Source organism: Parasaccharibacter sp. TMW2.1890 (assembly GCF_023337645.1).
Taxonomy (GTDB): Bacteria; Pseudomonadota; Alphaproteobacteria; order Acetobacterales; family Acetobacteraceae; genus Bombella; species Bombella apis.
The window spans coordinates 917,975-933,987 of record NZ_NWUV01000001.1 but is presented as its reverse complement, the minus strand read 5'-3'; the positions used below and the strand labels follow the sequence as shown (position 1 = coordinate 933,987).

At 62.8% G+C, this 16,013-nt stretch carries 13 protein-coding genes; all 13 read right to left on the bottom strand.

Annotated features, from left to right (window positions below):
• Positions 1 to 48 precede the first annotated feature (48 nt).
• Positions 49 to 1,011: a UDP-3-O-acyl-N-acetylglucosamine deacetylase gene (gene lpxC / locus CPA54_RS04140; protein WP_249085566.1), complete on the bottom strand. Its 963-nt coding sequence runs from the start codon at positions 1,009 to 1,011 to the stop codon at positions 49 to 51.
• Between the two features lie 118 nt (positions 1,012 to 1,129).
• Positions 1,130 to 2,587, bottom strand: a complete 1,458-nt coding sequence (gene ftsZ, locus CPA54_RS04135) for a cell division protein FtsZ (RefSeq protein ID WP_249085565.1) — start codon at positions 2,585 to 2,587, stop codon at positions 1,130 to 1,132.
• A 117-nt stretch (positions 2,588 to 2,704) separates the two neighbouring features.
• A complete protein-coding gene (gene ftsA, locus CPA54_RS04130) occupies positions 2,705 to 4,036 on the bottom strand; it encodes a cell division protein FtsA (protein ID WP_052349029.1) in 1,332 nt (443 codons plus the stop codon).
• A 5-nt stretch (positions 4,037 to 4,041) separates the two neighbouring features.
• Complete coding sequence (locus CPA54_RS04125; protein ID WP_052349030.1) at positions 4,042 to 4,929, bottom strand: cell division protein FtsQ/DivIB; 888 nt, start codon at positions 4,927 to 4,929, stop codon at positions 4,042 to 4,044.
• Entirely contained in the window at positions 4,926 to 5,930 is a 1,005-nt protein-coding gene (locus tag CPA54_RS04120) for a D-alanine--D-alanine ligase (RefSeq protein WP_249085564.1), read from the bottom strand. Before CPA54_RS04120 ends, CPA54_RS04125 begins: the two co-directional genes overlap by 4 nt.
• A gap of 17 nt (positions 5,931 to 5,947) precedes the next feature.
• The gene (murB, locus tag CPA54_RS04115; protein ID WP_249085563.1) at positions 5,948 to 6,865 is read right to left on the bottom strand and encodes a UDP-N-acetylmuramate dehydrogenase; all 918 of its coding nucleotides are present in this window, start codon (positions 6,863 to 6,865) and stop codon (positions 5,948 to 5,950) included.
• Positions 6,862 to 8,280: a UDP-N-acetylmuramate--L-alanine ligase gene (gene murC / locus CPA54_RS04110; protein ID WP_043559835.1), complete on the bottom strand. Its 1,419-nt coding sequence runs from the start codon at positions 8,278 to 8,280 to the stop codon at positions 6,862 to 6,864. Before murC ends, murB begins: the two co-directional genes overlap by 4 nt.
• A gap of 43 nt (positions 8,281 to 8,323) precedes the next feature.
• Entirely contained in the window at positions 8,324 to 9,433 is a 1,110-nt protein-coding gene (gene murG / locus CPA54_RS04105) for an undecaprenyldiphospho-muramoylpentapeptide beta-N-acetylglucosaminyltransferase (protein ID WP_043559836.1), read from the bottom strand.
• Positions 9,433 to 10,635, bottom strand: a complete 1,203-nt coding sequence (locus tag CPA54_RS04100; RefSeq protein WP_249085562.1) for an FtsW/RodA/SpoVE family cell cycle protein — start codon at positions 10,633 to 10,635, stop codon at positions 9,433 to 9,435. The genes murG and CPA54_RS04100 overlap by 1 nt, the downstream gene beginning before the upstream one ends.
• A 6-nt stretch (positions 10,636 to 10,641) precedes the next feature.
• On the bottom strand, positions 10,642 to 11,991 hold the full coding sequence (gene murD, locus CPA54_RS04095) for a UDP-N-acetylmuramoyl-L-alanine--D-glutamate ligase (protein ID WP_249085561.1): 1,350 nt from the start codon (positions 11,989 to 11,991) through the stop codon (positions 10,642 to 10,644).
• On the bottom strand, positions 11,991 to 13,082 hold the full coding sequence (mraY, locus tag CPA54_RS04090; RefSeq protein WP_043559842.1) for a phospho-N-acetylmuramoyl-pentapeptide-transferase: 1,092 nt from the start codon (positions 13,080 to 13,082) through the stop codon (positions 11,991 to 11,993). The genes murD and mraY overlap by 1 nt, the downstream gene beginning before the upstream one ends.
• Entirely contained in the window at positions 13,082 to 14,497 is a 1,416-nt protein-coding gene (murF, locus tag CPA54_RS04085; protein ID WP_248630536.1) for a UDP-N-acetylmuramoyl-tripeptide--D-alanyl-D-alanine ligase, read from the bottom strand. Before murF ends, mraY begins: the two co-directional genes overlap by 1 nt.
• Positions 14,497 to 15,984, bottom strand: a complete 1,488-nt coding sequence (locus CPA54_RS04080) for a UDP-N-acetylmuramoyl-L-alanyl-D-glutamate--2,6-diaminopimelate ligase (RefSeq protein WP_043559846.1) — start codon at positions 15,982 to 15,984, stop codon at positions 14,497 to 14,499. The genes murF and CPA54_RS04080 overlap by 1 nt, the downstream gene beginning before the upstream one ends.
• Positions 15,985 to 16,013: the final 29 nt, after the last annotated feature.

Genomic DNA, 16,013 nt, shown 5'->3' with positions numbered 1-16,013 from the left:
TGGGAGTGTTCAGGGGAAAGGGGGTTCTTGCTCTCTGGTCTGATATTCTCAGCCGGGAGAGGGCATGACAGGCGGGCTGCCATCGGAGAACCGCCAGTTTTCGGTGGACGCAAAAAGAGCATGCAGAAGCTGGCTGTTCAGCGCATGGCCTGTCCTGTGTCCCTCAAAACGGGCTGAAAGCCGGAACCCGGTACAGTACAGGTCGCCTACCGTGTCCAGCATCTTGTGGCGGACACATTCATTATCGAACCGTAGTCCGCCGGGGTTCAGGACACGATCATGCTGGATGACCAGCGCATTGTCGAGTGATCCGCCTAATGCCAGTCCCTGCGCCTGGAGGGCGTCAATATCCTGATGGTTTACGAAGGTCCGGCAGGGAGCGATTTCTTGGGCGAATGTCTCTTGGGACAAGACCATCTGGAACGACTGCTGCCCGATGGCAGGGGCGGGGAAGTCGATGTCGACGGAGAGGTCGAGTGTGTCGGCCTGATGGGCGGGGAGAAGGCTGGCATGAGCACCGTGTCGCCCTTCCACATGAACTGGGCGAAGCACTTCAATGCTGCGGCGGGGGGCCGCCTGGCCGCTGCGGCCAGCTTCCTCAAGAAGAGACATGAATCTTCTGGAGCATCCATCCAGAATGGGTAGTTCCGGCCCATCCAGCTGGATCAGAAGGTTGTCCACTTCGCAGGCATGAAGAGCAGCCATGAGATGCTCTATGGTAGCGACTGTCAGCCCCGGTGTAAGGGGAGAAGCGGCCACCGTGGCCAGAGGGCTGGAAATGATGCAGTCATGCGTCAGGCGGAAGGCGGGGGTGTCTGCCATATCCAGCCGCTGGAGCCTGATGCCTGTCTCCGGCGCTGCCGGGACAAGGCGGACCGTGGCAGGCCTGCCACTGTGGAGGCCCCACCCCTGGCAATGGACGGCCTGCTCCAGTGTGGTCTGTGCCTGCTGTAGGTGGGCTGTATTCTGGAGGGGCGGCTGATGAGGCCGACAGCATGTGGTCTCTGGCATGAGGGCAGGTGCTCGGGCATGGGCGACCTTACCCGGTGAGGCAGGACGCTTTCCCCCATGGGGGAGGTGGATGAAGCCCCCTGCCCGCAGGGGAACCGGGGGCTTTAATCAGACCCGGTTACTTCGGGCCACGGCGCAGATAGGTGGGAATGCTCAGCTCGTCATCCTCGGCAGGTGGGGTGACGCTGTCATGCTGCGGTTTCCGCTCATCAGTCGCAGCGTGTGTATCCCGGCGCTCCTGTTCTGGCGAAGGACGGGTACGGAAGAAGCGGCTGAACAGCCCACCGCCCGTTTGCCCGGTCTCCTCCCGTGGGCGGATCGGCTCCGATACCGTGGGGGCAGAAGCCTGCTGGTTCGGGCCGAGATGAGGGTCGTAATTGGGAAGAGGCGATGCCTCCTCGGCTGGCTGGCCTGCTCCTTCGGGGGCAGGGTCGTGTTCCGGGGCTTCTTCGTTTTGCCCGGTGTCTCCCGCGGAGGCAGTTGGATGCTCTGCTGCCTGGCCCGTGTCCGGTGTGTGAGCCACGGTTTCAGCGGGGGCATGAGGCTGGACTTCGACCGGTTCCTCCTCGGAGGCTTCATGGCGTCTCCGGCCATTCAGCCCCGTGGCGATCACGGAAACCTGCACCTTGCCTTTCATGTTCTCATTGACGACGAAACCGCTGTTGATTTCTTCGTCTTCGCAGTTTGCCGTCTCACGGATGAGATTCATGATCTGGTTATAGGCCAGCAGGCTCATGTCCGGACCGAGCGTGACGTTGACAAGAAGCGCCCGTGCCCCGGCAATGGTGGTTTCCTCCAGCAGCGGGTTGGAAATGGCCCGCTCGGCGGCGGTGATGGCCCAGTCTTCACCATCTTCCTCGGCCGATGCCATGCCAATGCCCATCATGGCCTTGCCCATGCCACTCATGACGGTACGGACATCGGCAAAGTCAAGATTCTGATACCCGGCTTCCACCATCAGGTCCGTCACGCTGCGGACACCACTGTACAGGACGTCATCCGCCATGGCGAAGGCTTCGACCAGCGAGGTTGTCAGCGAGGCGCTGCCGAAGAGGTTCTGGTTGGGGATGACCAGCAGCGTGTCCACGTATTTTTCCAGCTCGGCAATACCGGCTGCGGCAGCCCGGCTACGGCGGGAGCCTTCAAAATCGAAGGGTTTGGAGACGACGCCGATTGTCAGGGCACCGACTTCATGGGCGATCCGTGCCACGACGGGGGCTGCTCCCGTGCCGGTGCCGCCACCCATTCCGGCCGTGACGAATACGAGATCAACCCCTTCCAGATGCTGGCGGATTTCATCTTCTACTTCTTCGGCTGACTGGCGGCCGACTTCCGGCTTGGCTCCGGCCCCCAGACCACGCGTGAGGGTCGGGCCGAGCTGGAGGCGCGTTTCAGCCTTGGAGAGAGCCAGCTGCTGGGCATCGGTGTTGGCGGCGATGAAAGTCACGCCTCGCAGCTTGCCGTCGATCATGTTGTTGACGGCGTTGACCCCGCCACCACCAACCCCGATGACAGTGATGCGCGGGGGACTGACAGCACTAACACCAGGGGTCGTTGGGGTCAGGTTCAGTGACATAACGGTCTCGCTTCGGCCAGGGTGGACATTATAGATTGGTCTTTGGAAGACAGATTTACGGGCAGGGTAGCATCTGGAGAGAAATATGTAATGCTAAATATCGGGTATTGTGCCTGTTTATGACTTCCGGCGCAGGAAATTGGCAAAGCGCCAGGCAATGCCCCGTGGGGCTGCTTCATGTTCCGCAAGGCAGAAGCGGTCTCTGGCCCCGGCTGCCCAGGCGAGAAGACCGGCGGCGGTGGAGAATCCCGCCCATATGGAGGGATGATCCGATTCCGGCAGTCCCCGTATGGTGGCTGGAGACCGGACCTGCACAGGCCGGTTCAGGATCTCGGCAGCCACGGCATCAATGCCGTTCAGCAGGGCGCCACCGCCCGTCAGGATGACACGTCCCTCCGCCGGGCGCCCGAGGCCGGCACCGTCCAGCTCGTAGCGGAGCATTTCTAGCGTTTCCTCGACACGGGGAGCGATGGCCCGGACCAGATCGGCCCGGGTGATCTGCCGGACAATGTTGCGATGTGAGACAGGCAGGGCGATGGGAATGGATGTGTCATCAGCCGAGGCATAGGCGACCCCGTAAAGGGTTTTGAGCCGTTCTGCTGTTTCAAGCTGGATGGACAGGGATTGAGCAATGTCCCGGGTGATGTGATCGCCGCCAACCCTGATATGCCGTGTATAGAGCACCCGCCCACGGGCGAAGACGGCAAGGGTTGTCGTGCCCGCTCCCATGTCAACGACGGTCACCCCGAGGTCACGCTCATCATGGTCCAGCACAGCAAGGCCGGAGGCAATGGGGTTGGACAGCAGGTCCACGGCCCGCAGCTCGGCCTTGCGCAGGACAGCATCCAGCGTGTGGAGGGCACTCGTCTGGGCATCCACGATGTGGAACTTGCCCACCAGTCTCTCGCAGCGCTGCCCGCAGGGGTTGAGGACCGTGAGGGTCTCATCGATATTGAAACCCAGCGGCATGGCCTGGACGATCCTGCGGTCATGCTCGGTTGCCTCGTGGCGGGCCTGCCCGTAGAGGTGGAGAATGTCGTCCTCGGTCACCTCACGCCCGTTGGAGGCCAGAAAGGTATCCACGTGATAGCTGCGGGGGGTTCCGCAGGCGAGATTGACGGTCACATCCCTGATGCGGCGGCTGATTTTCCGTTCGGCATCGCCCACTGTCGCCCGGATGACACGCTCCAGCTGGATGGTGTCCACGATGGCCCCGGAATTCACTCCTTCGGAGCGTCGCCAGCCCCAGCTCAGGACACGCAGACCACCATTTTTCAGTCCCTGGCCAATCAGGCAGGTGGTTTTGGTGGAGCCAATGTCCAGAACGGCTTTGAGCCCCGGCGTCCAGACAAAGCCCTGCTGTTCTTCTGACGGGAGAATGGGAAGAACGGCCCGCTTCTGCTGGGGAGCGGGCGGATAATGCCGGGACGGTGAAACGGAACGGGACATAGGGATCAGTTTTCAGATGGCGGCGTTGCAGGCGGAGCCTCCTGATCGGCTCCCTGAGGCGTGGCAGGGTGAATGACCATACGGTCGGATAGCCGCATGTCAATGGTTTTCAGGGGGCGGTCCAGGAGCTGGTAATCGTTCTGGTAATCATGCAGACGGGAGAGAGCGGCGCTTTCTGCTCCCTCCGGGAGCATGAGGGTCGTACCGTTCTGCATGAGGATGTTCCAGCGCCGCTGCCCGATGCGGATGAGGGCCAGCGTATGGCTGTTGATATCGGGAAACTGGTCGAGCAGGGTGATGATGGCATTTGCCTCCAGGTTGGCACCTGCGCCGACAACAAGGGGAAGCTTGCGGAAGACCGAACTGTTTTTGGCTGTCAGTTCCTGACGTGAGACAGTGTCTCCTTTCTGGTTGATAAGGACGAAATGGCCTTCCATCTGCCAGATGGCGATGGGATTCTTTTCCTCCACGGTGATGTTGATCGTGTCCGGCAGGTGGCGCTCGACCGTGGAATGCTCGATGAAAGGCAGCTCATCAATGCGCTGGCGTGCCGCCTCTACGGAAAAGCTGAAAAGCGAGTGGTTCAGGCCTGTCCCCAGCGCCTCCATGATGTCGCTCTCATCCGTCAGGCGCCGCCCCGTGATGACGATGTGCTGGATCTTCAGCGGGTCCAGCGCAGACAGGCGGGTGCGCAGGCTGTCTGCCAGCCTGTGTCCCCCCTGGCTGCTCCAGGCCAGCCAGCCAGCTCCAGCCATCAGGAAACAGACGAGCCCCAGAATGCTGAGCCGCCGCAGGATGGCCTTCTGCCGCTGCCAGAAGAGGGACATGCTGGAGGGGCGGTCCCCGTAAGGGTCCACGGGGGCCTGGGGGCGTTTCCTGAAGAAGGACATCATGGGCCGTCAGCGGGCTCAGGCTGGGGCACTGGATGGAGGGAGAGGGACTCTGCCCGCCCCAGGGCATCCATCACCAGCCAGTGGCAGAGCAGGGGATAGCTCACCCCACGGGCGGCGGCCTGTTCTGGCAGCAGGGATGTGGCCGTCATGCCCGGCTGGGTGTTGACCTCCAGAATGACGAGTTCGCCCTTATCACCATCATAGCGGTAGTCGGTCCGGCTGGCGCCCCGGCATCCCAGTGCCTGATGGGCCCTCCGGGCCAGTGTGAGGGCCTGGTCCGTGATGTCTGCTGGCAGGGGAGCGGGGATGACATGGCGGGAGCCATTGGCCTGATATTTGGCCGCAAAATCGTAGAAACCACCGCTCTCTGGCGTGAGGATTTCCGTAACGGCGAGGGCCTCGTCGCCCAGTACCGCAACGGTCAGCTCACGCCCGGGGATGAAACGCTCGGCCAGAATCTGGGGGCCGAAGGTCCATGACCCGGCAATGGCATGGCGTTTTGCGGCATCATCTTCATGGAGAATATGGACACCGACGGATGAGCCTTCCGCCACGGGCTTCAGAACGTAGGGGGCCGGCAGGGGGGCCCGTTCCTTCAGTTCGTCTGGCGTGATGAGGCAGCCTTCTGCAACGGGGAGACCGGCGGCCTGAAGGGCCATGCGGGTGCTGGCCTTGTTCATGGCGATGGCAGAAGCCAGAATCCCGGAATGGGTATAGGGCAGGCCCAGCCATTCCAGAACGCCCTGAATGGCCCCGTCTTCCCCGCCAGGACCGTGCAGGGCATTGAAGACGGCATCCGGTTTGCAGGCTTTCAGGGCCTCGATGGTGGCGGTGATGTCCGGCCCGGCATCAATGGCATGGACATGGTGCCCGGCCTGCTTCAGGGCCTCCATGACGGCCCTGCCGCTGGACAGGCTGACGCTGCGCTCGCTGGAGGTTCCTCCCATCAGAACGGCGATGGAAAGAGGTGTGGGTGTGGGAAGAATGGTCTTGTCTGTCATGCCCGGATGTTTCCTTGTCAGGAAGGGGAGGCGGGAGAAAGGGGACGGCCCAGCCGTCTGATCTCCCAGTGCAGGGTGATGCCGCTGCTGTCCAGCACACGGGCACGGACCATCTCGCCCAGCTCTTCCAGCTCCGTGCTGGTGGCGTCGCCCGTATTGAGCATGAAATTGCAGTGCTTCTCGCTGATCTGTGCGCCACCGTGCCGCAGCCCCCGGCATCCGGCGGCATCGATCAGCTCCCAGGCCCTGTGCCCTTCGGGGTTGCGGAAGGTGGAGCCGCCTGTCCGGGCCCGCAGGGGCTGGCTGGCCTCACGGCTGGCCCGCATTTCCTGCATTGTCTGCTGGATGGTGGCGGGGTCTTCCGCACCGTGGGCTTTCAGGCGGGCACGCAGCACGATGCTGCCTTCCGGCAGGGAGCTGTGACGGTACCGCATCTCCAGTGCCGGGGCGGGCAGACGCTGGATGGTGCCCTCACGGGTGAGGATTTCCACCCAGTCGAGCAGGGTGGAGAGGTCACCCCCATAGGCTCCGGCATTCATGCAGACAGCCCCACCAATGGAGCCGGGAATGGTGGAGAGGAAGGCGAAACCGGCCATGCCTGCCTGCGCTGCCGTTTCCGCCACGCTGCTGTCTAGTGCGGCGGCTCCAGCGATCAGCCCGTCTCCATCCGTTTCAATGTTGGCAAAGCCACCGGCCAGACGGATGGTCAGCCCGGGCAGCCCTCCATCACGGATGATGACGTTTGAGCAGGCTCCAAGGACCGTCACGGGCAGGTCGGGCGGGCACTGGCGCAGGGCCGTGGCGAGGTCTTCGGCATCCTGCGGCACGAAGAGCCAGTCGGCGGCCCCGCCCGTGCGGAACCAGCTGCGGGCGGCCAGCGGGGCCTGTTCCTTCAGCCGTCCCCGTGCCTGCTGGAAAGGTGCAGCCGTGGTCATGGTGCGTCCTTTCTGAGGCTGTCCAGCTGCTCGGGGAGAGCCTGTGCCCAGTGGGTGATGGACCCCGCCCCCAGACAGAGGACATAGTCACCCGGCACGGCCACGTCGGCGATGACGCTGGCCAGATCATCCGGCGAGGCGAGGGACAGGACATGGCGGTGCCCACGGTCCCGCAGCCCTTCGACGAGCTGATCCCGTCCGATGCCCTCGATCGGGTTTTCTCCGGCGGCATAAACGTCCGCCACGATGACGGTGTCCGCATCATTCATGCAGGTGCAGAAATCATTGAACAGCGCACTGAGGCGGGAATAACGGTGCGGCTGGATGACGGCAATGACATGCCCGGCACCGGCCTGCCGGGCCGCTTTCAGCACGGCGGCGATCTCGACGGGATGATGGCCGTAATCATCAATGATCTTCACGTCATTCCATGTGCCGGTCAGGGTGAAGCGACGCTGCACGCCCCGGAAGCCGCCAAGCGCATCGGCGATGACATGATCGGGGATTTCCATTTCCTGCGCCACGGCGATGGCCGCCACGGCATTGAGGACATTGTGGTGCCCGAACATGGGCAGATGGAACGGGCCGGCCAGACGCTGGCTGCTGGTCGTCCGGTCCGTGATGGTGACGTTGAAGGTCACGCCCTGGCTGTCCGTGCCGGTGATTTCCGCCCGGACATCCGCCTGCGGGCTGAAACCATAGGTGACGACGCGGTGATCGGAGAGCTGGGGGATCATCTGCTGCACCCGGGGATGATCCACGCAAAGGACGGCGAAGCCGTAGAAGGGAATGTTGGAGACGAACTGCCGGTATCCGGCCTCCATCGCCTCATCGGAGCCCCAGTGATCCAGATGCTCGGGGTCCATGTTGGTGACAACGGCAATGATGGCAGGGAGACGGAGGAAGGAGCCATCGCTCTCATCCGCTTCCACGACCATCCAGTCGCCGGACCCCATGCGGGTATTCGTGCCGTAGGCCTCGATGATGCCACCATTGATGACGGTCGGGTCCAGCTTGGCCTGTTCCAGCACGCAGGCCACGAGGCTGGTCGTGGTGGTCTTGCCGTGTGTCCCCCCGATGGCCACGGCCCAGCGCAGGCGCATCAGCTCTGCCAGCATCTCCGCCCGCCGGACGACGGGGATGAGCCGGGCACGGGCGGCCATGACCTCCGGATTGTCCCGTTTTACGGCGGTGGAGATGACGACGACCCGTGCTTCCCCCAGATTGGCCTCATCATGGCCGATATGAACGTGGATGCCTGATTTCCGCAGACGCTTCACGTTGGCATTCTCGGCAATGTCGGACCCCTGAACCTTGTAGCCGAGCATGTGCAGCACCTCGGCAATGCCGGACATGCCGATGCCGCCAATGCCAACGAAGTGGATCAGACCAAGGTTGAGAGGTAATGCACGCATCAGGGGAACTCCGGCGGGGGTGGGATGAAGGGAGGGCAGATAATCAGGCTTTGATGGTCGTTTCAACCAGATCAGCCAGTTTTTCGGCAGCACGGCGCTGCTGGAGATTGCGGGCGCCTTCCGCAGCCCGTGCCAGCTCGTCAGGATGGCTGAAGAGGTGGGTCAGATGCGTGCAGAGTGCTGATGAGGAGAAGTCACGCTGCCGGACCATCCAGCCACCACCGGCCCGTTCCATTGCCTGTGCGTTGACACCCTGCTCATCAGAGGCGGCAATGGGCAGCGGGACAAGGATGGAAGGGCGGCCTGCCATGGCCAGCTCCGCAATGGATGAACCACCGGCCCGCCCGATGACGAGATGGGCTTTCTTCAGTTCAGCTGCCACATCCTCGATGAAAGGCGTGACCGTGGCCTTTATGCCGACCTGCGCATAGATGCCGGACAGGGCAGGGACCATCTCCTCATGGGCCTGCTGGGTCACATGCAGCCGGGTCCGCAGCCCAGGGGGCAGGTTGCACAGGGCCTGCGGCACGATGGAGCTGAAAATCTGCGCCCCCAGTGATCCACCCCAGACAAGCAGATGGATCGGCTCCTCGCTGAACAGGCTTGGGCTGACATAGGGTTCATCAGCCAGAGCTTCGATGGCAGGGCGGACTGGCATCCCTGTCTGCATGACCTTCCGGCCTGCGGGCAGACGGGCCACCCGGGGGTAGGATGTGGCAATGGCATCGCTGAACCGGGCGAGGAGGGCATTGGCCTGCCCGAGGATGGCATTGCCTTCATGGATGATGAGGGCAGGGCGTTTACCCAGACGCAGGCGACTGCCGAGAAGGGGAGGAATGGAAGGATAGCCGCCAAAGCCGACTACGGCGGCGGGCCGGTATCTGGCAACAATCTGACGCCCGCCAAGGCAGCTCCAGAGAAGCTGGCCGATCCCCCTGAGTTTGTCGATGGGCTTTTTACCAGCCACGCCACTGCTTTTGAGGACATGGCGGGGGCTGTCCGCAAATACGCTCAGTCCGGCCCTGCTGTTGCGGGCATCCGTTACGAGGATGGTCTGGTGACCACGGCGCTGGAGTTCTGCCCCCAGTGCCTCAGCCGGGAAGAAGTGCCCCCCGGTACCGCCGGCGGCAATGAGAATTGGTGCTTGTTTCATCAGATGTGATCCTTCCGGGATGACATGGTCAGACGTGGGGCTGTTTCAGCAGGGGATGGCGGCGGCGTAAAGGGGCCTTCCTCTACACGGTGGCGGGTCAGTGCCAGGGCCATGCCGATGGTCAGGGCAACGGAAAGGGCCGAGCTGCCCCCGTAGGAGATGAAAGGCAGTGTCATGCCCTTTGTGGGGATCAGATGCAGGGAGGAGCCCATGTTGACAAAGGCCTGAAGGCCGAAGCCGGTGATCAGGCCGCTGGCAGAGAGAATGATGTAGGGTTTCTTTTCTTCCAGCAGGCGGTTGAGAGTGGAAAAAACCAGCATGGTGAAAACGGCAATGATGAACAGGCACATCACGAAGCCATATTCCTCTCCGGCAACGGAGAAGACGAAGTCGGCATGGGCATCGGGCAGCAGGTCCTTCACCCGGCCTTCACCCGGTCCCCGGCCCAGCAGTCCCCCATTGCCAAAAGCCCGCATGGAGGTATCGATCTGGTAATGGTCCCCCACATCAGGATGCAGGAAGCGCTGCACGCGGGAATGGACGTGCTCGAACACCATATAGGCTATCCCGAACGCTCCAAGCGCTGCCGAGACCAGTATGCCGAATACGATGATGGGCAGGCCGTCGATGAAGAGCTGGGTGATGAAGACCATGCTGATGACCGAGAGCATCCCGATATCCGGCTGGGCCTGAAGCAGGGCTGCAATGACGAGATAGACCCCGCATGCCACCAGTCGCCCCGGGAACCGCCAGCCATTGGAAAGTCTCAGCGTGTGACGGAGGCTCAGCAGCAGGCCGGTCACGACGGCAAAGCAGGGTTTCAGGAATTCAGAAGGCTGGACGGACATGAGGGGCAGGGCGATCCAGCGTCTGGCCCCCTTGATCTCCATGCCGTGAACAAGCGTCATGAATGTGGCGCCCAGCGCCACGATCCCCCCCATGACGGCAATCCGCCCGATCGTGCGGGGGGTCAGCCGGGATGTCACGACGACGACGGCACTGGCAAGGGCCAGAAAGACCACCTGCTTGAGGATGAACATGTTCCGGGAGGCCCCGATGCGGTGAGCCACGGCGGGGCTGGCAGCCAGCATGAGGATGTACCCCAGGGCGACCAGTATTCCGACGCAGCTCAGGCTGACATGATCAAGGCTACGCCACCACTGGGCCTTCCGGGAGCTGTCTGACCTGTCGGAGAGTGCCATGATGTTTCAGTCCTCCCCGCAGAGGCTGCGGGCCAGTGTGGCAAAGGCCGTTCCCCGTTCCTCGAAATTGCGGAACTGGTCAAAACTGGCACAGGCCGGGGACAGGAGTATGGGCATGGCCTCGTGTGTCCGGGCATGGTCCCAGGCGGCCCGTGTTGCCTGCTCCAGCGTTTCGCTGATCTCGAAAGGAACATCATGGGCTGTCAGGGTTCTGGCCAGCAATGGGGCATCCTGCCCGATGAGGAAGGCACGGCGCACATGGCCGAACAGTGGTGCCAGACTTTCGATTCCTCCTTCTTTGGCCATGCCTCCGGCAATCCAGAGGCTTTTGGGGAAGGCTTTTAGTGCATGGTAGCTGGCTTCCGCATTTGTGGCCTTGCTGTCGTTGATGAAGCTGATTCCATCAGCCTGCGCCACGAGCTGGAGGCGATGGTCCAGCCCGGTGAAGCTTCTGATGCCCTCGGCAATCTGTTCCTCGGAGAGGCCAAGATGGCGGGCGATGGCCCGGCAGGTCTCTATGTTCTGGGCATTGTGCTGTCCAGGCAGAAAGGGGGCGTCTGTTTCTGGAACAGGCTGGGTGATCGAGAGTGTCCGTACCGTCACGCCCTGCCGCTCAAGCTGCTGGTGCAGTCCGTCCGCCCAGGAGGCCTTTTCGCCCAGAATGGCAAGGTCGCCTGCGGTCATGTTGTCAAAGACATGCGCCTTGGCATCCAGATAGCCCTGCATGGAGCCGTGCCTGTCCAGATGGTCCGGTGTCAGGTTGAGCAGGGCAGCGGCACAGGCGTGATAGTCCTTCAGCCGTTCCAGCATGTAGGACGACATTTCAATGACATAGACGCCGTCATCCCCCAGAGCGGGCAGGGCGAGAGAGGCCGTGCCAAAATTGCCGCCACAGCAGGCCGGGATGCCGGCCTGTGTGAGAATGTGGGTCAGCAGGGCCGTGGTCGTGGATTTGCCATTTGTACCCGTGATGGAGACGAACCGCGCGCGTGATCCTGCCTTGCGAGCTACCTGCCAGAGCAGTTCTGCATCGGAGAGGATCGGCACATGCTGCTCCCGTGCCAGCAGGGCAGCAGGGTGTGGCCGGGGCAGATGGTGCGGGATGCCCGGCGAGAGGATCAGGGCATCCATGCCGGTGAGGTCAGTCAGGGGCGCCAGGGTCAGGCGGGGATGTGAGGACAGGGGAGCTGGGAGCTCCGGCCTGCTGTCATCCCAGGCCTGTACGGTTGCTCCCATATCCAGCAGGGCCTGCACGACGGCAGCACCGTTGCGGCCCAGCCCGCAGACAGCATGATGCTGCCCGGTCAGGAGTGTTGCAGGCCATTTCTGGGGGGGAGGAAAGGGCAGGACAGTCATCAGCGCAGCTTCAGTGTGGCCAGACCACACAGCCCCAGAATGATGGCAATGATCCAGAAACGGACGACAATTTTCGGCTCCTGCCAGCCTTTCTTCTCAAAATGATGGTGCAGCGGTGCCATGAGGAAGATGCGCTTCCCCGTGCGGCGGAACCAGAAGACCTGGATGATGACGGAGATCGTTTCCACCACGAACAGGCCCCCCACGAGGCAGAGCACCAGCTCATGCTTCACAGCCACGGCCACGGCCCCCAGGGCACCGCCCAGTGCCAGAGACCCGGTGTCTCCCATGAAGACCTCTGCCGGTGGAGCATTGAACCAGAGAAAACCCAGTCCGGCTCCGATCAGGGCGGCGCAGAAGATGCTCAGCTCCCCCGTGCCGGGAACATGATGGAGCTGGAGATAGTCGGCAAAGACATGGTTGCCGACCAGATAGGCGATCAGGGCGAAGACGAGGGCGGCGATGATGGAGGGCACCGTGGCCAGCCCGTCCAGCCCGTCCGTCAGGTTCACGGCATTGCCGAAACCCGTGATCGTCACCATGGCGAAGAGCGGGAAAATGTAGCCCAGATGCAGCACGAAGGTCTTGGCGAAAGGAAAGGCCACGGCATTGCGCAGGTCCGGTGGTGTCAGGGCTTCCATGGCAATCCCGGCAAGGCATGAGATCAGGAATTCCCCGCCCAGCCGTATTTTTTTGGAGACCCCTTTGCTGTTGCCCTTGGCCAGTTTGAGATAGTCATCCGCAAAGCCTATGGCGCCAAACCCCAAGGTCGTGAGGAGAACAGCCCAGACAAACCCGTCAAACAGGTCCGCCCAGAGCAGGGTGGAGCAGGTCAGGGAAAACAGGATGAGACCACCGCCCATGGTGGGGGTACCGGCTTTCTCCAGTATATGCCGTTCCGGCCCGAGGGTCCGTATGGGCTGCCCTTGCCGCTGGATGCGTTTGAGCTGGGCAATGAAGGGCTTGCCGAGCAGCAGGGAGATCACCAGTGCTGTCAGGCAGGCGCATCCGGCCCGGAAGGTCATGTAATGCAGCAGGTTGAGAAGGCCGCCATGGGAGGAAGAAGGTGCAGCAAGAAGGTTGAAGAGCATCAGGCGGACTCTGGGGCGTGTGTGGTGGTGGACATGGGCTGCTCCAGCAGCGCAATGAGGGCACGCATGTTACTGCCCAGGCTTCCCTTCACGAGCAGCACATCCCCTTTTTGCAGGGCAGGGTGCAGCAGGGAGGCAAGCTGGACTGAATTTTCAGCATATCCTCCCTGTAGGGAAGGAGGAAGGGCCTCGTAAAGGGATTTCATGTGCGGGCCGCAACAGAATGTCAGAATGTCATGCTTCATTAATGGTTCAGCCAGAGCCCGGTGTTCGGCTTCGGCAAACTGGCCCAGCTCCCTGATGTCGCCCAGGGCGGCCAGATGGCGTCTGGCGGGCATGAGGGCGAGCGTGTCCAGGGCTGCACGGACACTGGGGCCGGAGGCATTGTAGCTCTCATCCAGCAGGGTGATGCCGCCGGGCAACAGGCGCTGCTGGCCCCGTCCGGCTTCCGGCTGGAAATGGCGCAGGGCCTCGGCTCCGGCTTTCGGGTCCAGCCCCAGCGCAGCGATGGCCCCAAGAGCCAATGCGGCATTGCGGGCCAGATGGGGGCCGGGGGCCGCCAGCCTCACGTCGGTGTCGCCCCGTGGTGTGGTCAGATGGAACTGGCTGCCGTCTGCCGTGCAGGTGAGGTCTGTTATCCGGATGGTGGCGCTGGTTGTCACGCCTGCCTGCCAGAGCGAAACACCTGTCGGCAGGGCCTGTTTCAGGCGGGCAAGTCCCTGTGAGGCCTCCGGGCAGAGGGCCGTGCCGGATGACGGAAGGGCGGCAAAGAGGGCCGCCTTTTCGTCCGCAATGGCGTCGATGCTGCCCATATGCCCCAGATGGGCGCTGCCAATGGTGGTTATGAGGCCAATATCCGGGCGTATCTGGGCGGCGAGCGGGGCGATCTCGCCGGGGTGGTTCATGCCCACCTCGCTGATGCAGAAGGCGGCTTCTTCTGGCAGGCGGGCGAGTGTCAGAGGCACGCCCCAGTGGTTGTTGAAGGACGCCACGGAAGCATGGACCTGCCCGTAAGGTGCAAGAGCCGTGGCCAGCATGTTCTTGGTGGTTGTTTTTCCCACGCTGCCTGTAACGGCGATGACCCTGCCGCTGAACTGTGCCCGCCTGTAGCGGCCCAGAGCCTCCAGCCCTTGCATGGTGTCATCGACCTTCAACAGGCGGGGATCATCCGTCAGACCGGCCGTGCTGATGGCGGCCTCGTCATGGGCCATCACGCAGCTGGCTCCAGCCTCCAGGGCCTGCCTCAGATAGCGGTGTCCGTCTGAATTATGACCGATCAGGGCGATGAAGAGGTCACCGTGTTTCAGGGTGCGGGTATCGATGCAGACGCCGTGGACCTTCACGTCACCGGCAAGCTGTCCTCCCGTGGCGGCCTGAAGGTCCTTGCGGGTCCAGAGGATGGTTGTATCGGGCATCAGGCAAGCTCCCTGGCGAGTGCGGCCGTGATGGTACGGTCATCGAACGGATGTATTTCCCCCTTGATGATCTGGCCTGTTTCATGCCCTTTCCCGGCGATGAGCAGGACATCGCCTTTCTTCAGACCTTCCAGAGCGGTACGGATGGCCTGCCGACGGTCGCCAATTTCTTGTGCCTGCGGGGCTGTGGCGAGAATTTCGGCCCGGATGGTGGCCGGGTCCTCGCTGCGGGGGTTGTCATCCGTGATGATGACTTCATCGGCCAGATGGGCGGCGATCTGTCCCATGAGAGGGCGCTTGCCCCTGTCACGGTCCCCGCCCGCACCGAAGACCACGACCAGCCGCCCGCTGGTGTGGGGACGCAGGCTGAGCAGGACGTGCTCCAGCGCATCCGGCGTGTGAGCATAATCCACGTAGGCGCAGGCTCCATTTGGCAGGTGGGCGACCGGCTCACAACGGCCGGGCACGCCCTTCAGGTGCGGCAGGAGGGCAATGATGGATTCAGCTTCTTCATCCCGTTCCCAGCAGAGGGCGGCAGCCAGCAGGGCATTTTCTGCCTGAAAACGTCCCGGGAGTGGAAAGTGGAGTGCGGGCAGGGTACGGCCATGCAGCTGGAGTGTCAGGTCCATGCCCTGCGGGGTGGGTGTGGCCTCAAGAATTCGGATGGTCTCGCCTGTTGTGCCAATCGTGCGGAGGTCCAGTTTCCGGCGGGTGGCAATGTCACGGAGGGCCTCTCTGCTTTCGGCATCCATGTCGCTGTTGATGACGGCCCGGCCCCCTTCGGGCAGCAGCGTTTCAAAGAGATGCAGCTTGGCCTGCCGGTAGGCTTCCAGCGTGTGGTGATAGTCCAGATGGTCTCGGGTCAGGTTGGAAAAAGCGGCGGCCGTGATGGCAACGCCGTCCAGCCGGTGCTGCTGGAGGCCATGGGATGAGGCCTCCAGCGCTACATGGGTGATGCCATGCACCTGCAGGGCTGCCAGAGTGTTGGCAAGGGTGACGGCATCCGGTGTGGTCAGGGGGGGGAGTGATGGCAATGCCACGTCACTGATGAGCCCCAGAGTACCGAGGCTTGCAGCCTTCTGGTGACGCAGCTGGCAGAGTTGGCGGAAGAAATCTGCCGTGCTGCTTTTGCCGTTTGTTCCCGTGATGGCGGCAATATGGTCAGGCTGGGCCCCTGCCAGCAGTGCAGCAGACCGGGCCAGGAAACGGGCCGGGTCGGGCAGGGTGATGATGAGGGCCGTGTGGCCGTTTTCCGTCTGCTCTGGCAGATGATGCTGGCCTGGGGAAGCGGCGAGGACGATTGCGGCTGCCCCTTCTGCGATGGCCAGAGGAATGAAGGTCCGTCCGTCCTGTTTCGTGCCCTTCAGCGCCACGAAGAGGCAGCCGGGGCGAGCTTCCCGGCTATCGGCGGTGATGCTGGAAATGTCCGGGTCTCTGGTGAGGTCTCTGGCAAGACCATGATGGCGGAGCAGGGAGGACAGTTTCATGACGGAGACCTTTGAGAAGGGGCGGTGAG

Excerpts from the sequence above, each read along its gene's own strand:
- lpxC (WP_249085566.1), bottom strand. The coding sequence starts at position 1,011 with ATGCCAGAGACCACATGCTGTCGGCCTCATCAGCCGCCCCTCCAGAAT.
- ftsZ (WP_249085565.1), bottom strand. The coding sequence starts at position 2,587 with ATGTCACTGAACCTGACCCCAACGACCCCTGGTGTTAGTGCTGTCAGT.
- ftsA (WP_052349029.1), bottom strand. The coding sequence starts at position 4,036 with ATGTCCCGTTCCGTTTCACCGTCCCGGCATTATCCGCCCGCTCCCCAG.
- CPA54_RS04125 (WP_052349030.1), bottom strand. The coding sequence starts at position 4,929 with ATGATGTCCTTCTTCAGGAAACGCCCCCAGGCCCCCGTGGACCCTTAC.
- CPA54_RS04120 (WP_249085564.1), bottom strand. The coding sequence starts at position 5,930 with ATGACAGACAAGACCATTCTTCCCACACCCACACCTCTTTCCATCGCC.
- murB (WP_249085563.1), bottom strand. The coding sequence starts at position 6,865 with ATGACCACGGCTGCACCTTTCCAGCAGGCACGGGGACGGCTGAAGGAA.
- murC (WP_043559835.1), bottom strand. The coding sequence starts at position 8,280 with ATGCGTGCATTACCTCTCAACCTTGGTCTGATCCACTTCGTTGGCATT.
- murG (WP_043559836.1), bottom strand. The coding sequence starts at position 9,433 with ATGAAACAAGCACCAATTCTCATTGCCGCCGGCGGTACCGGGGGGCAC.
- CPA54_RS04100 (WP_249085562.1), bottom strand. The coding sequence starts at position 10,635 with ATGGCACTCTCCGACAGGTCAGACAGCTCCCGGAAGGCCCAGTGGTGG.
- murD (WP_249085561.1), bottom strand. The coding sequence starts at position 11,991 with ATGACTGTCCTGCCCTTTCCTCCCCCCCAGAAATGGCCTGCAACACTC.
- mraY (WP_043559842.1), bottom strand. The coding sequence starts at position 13,082 with ATGCTCTTCAACCTTCTTGCTGCACCTTCTTCCTCCCATGGCGGCCTT.
- murF (WP_248630536.1), bottom strand. The coding sequence starts at position 14,497 with ATGCCCGATACAACCATCCTCTGGACCCGCAAGGACCTTCAGGCCGCC.
- CPA54_RS04080 (WP_043559846.1), bottom strand. The coding sequence starts at position 15,984 with ATGAAACTGTCCTCCCTGCTCCGCCATCATGGTCTTGCCAGAGACCTC.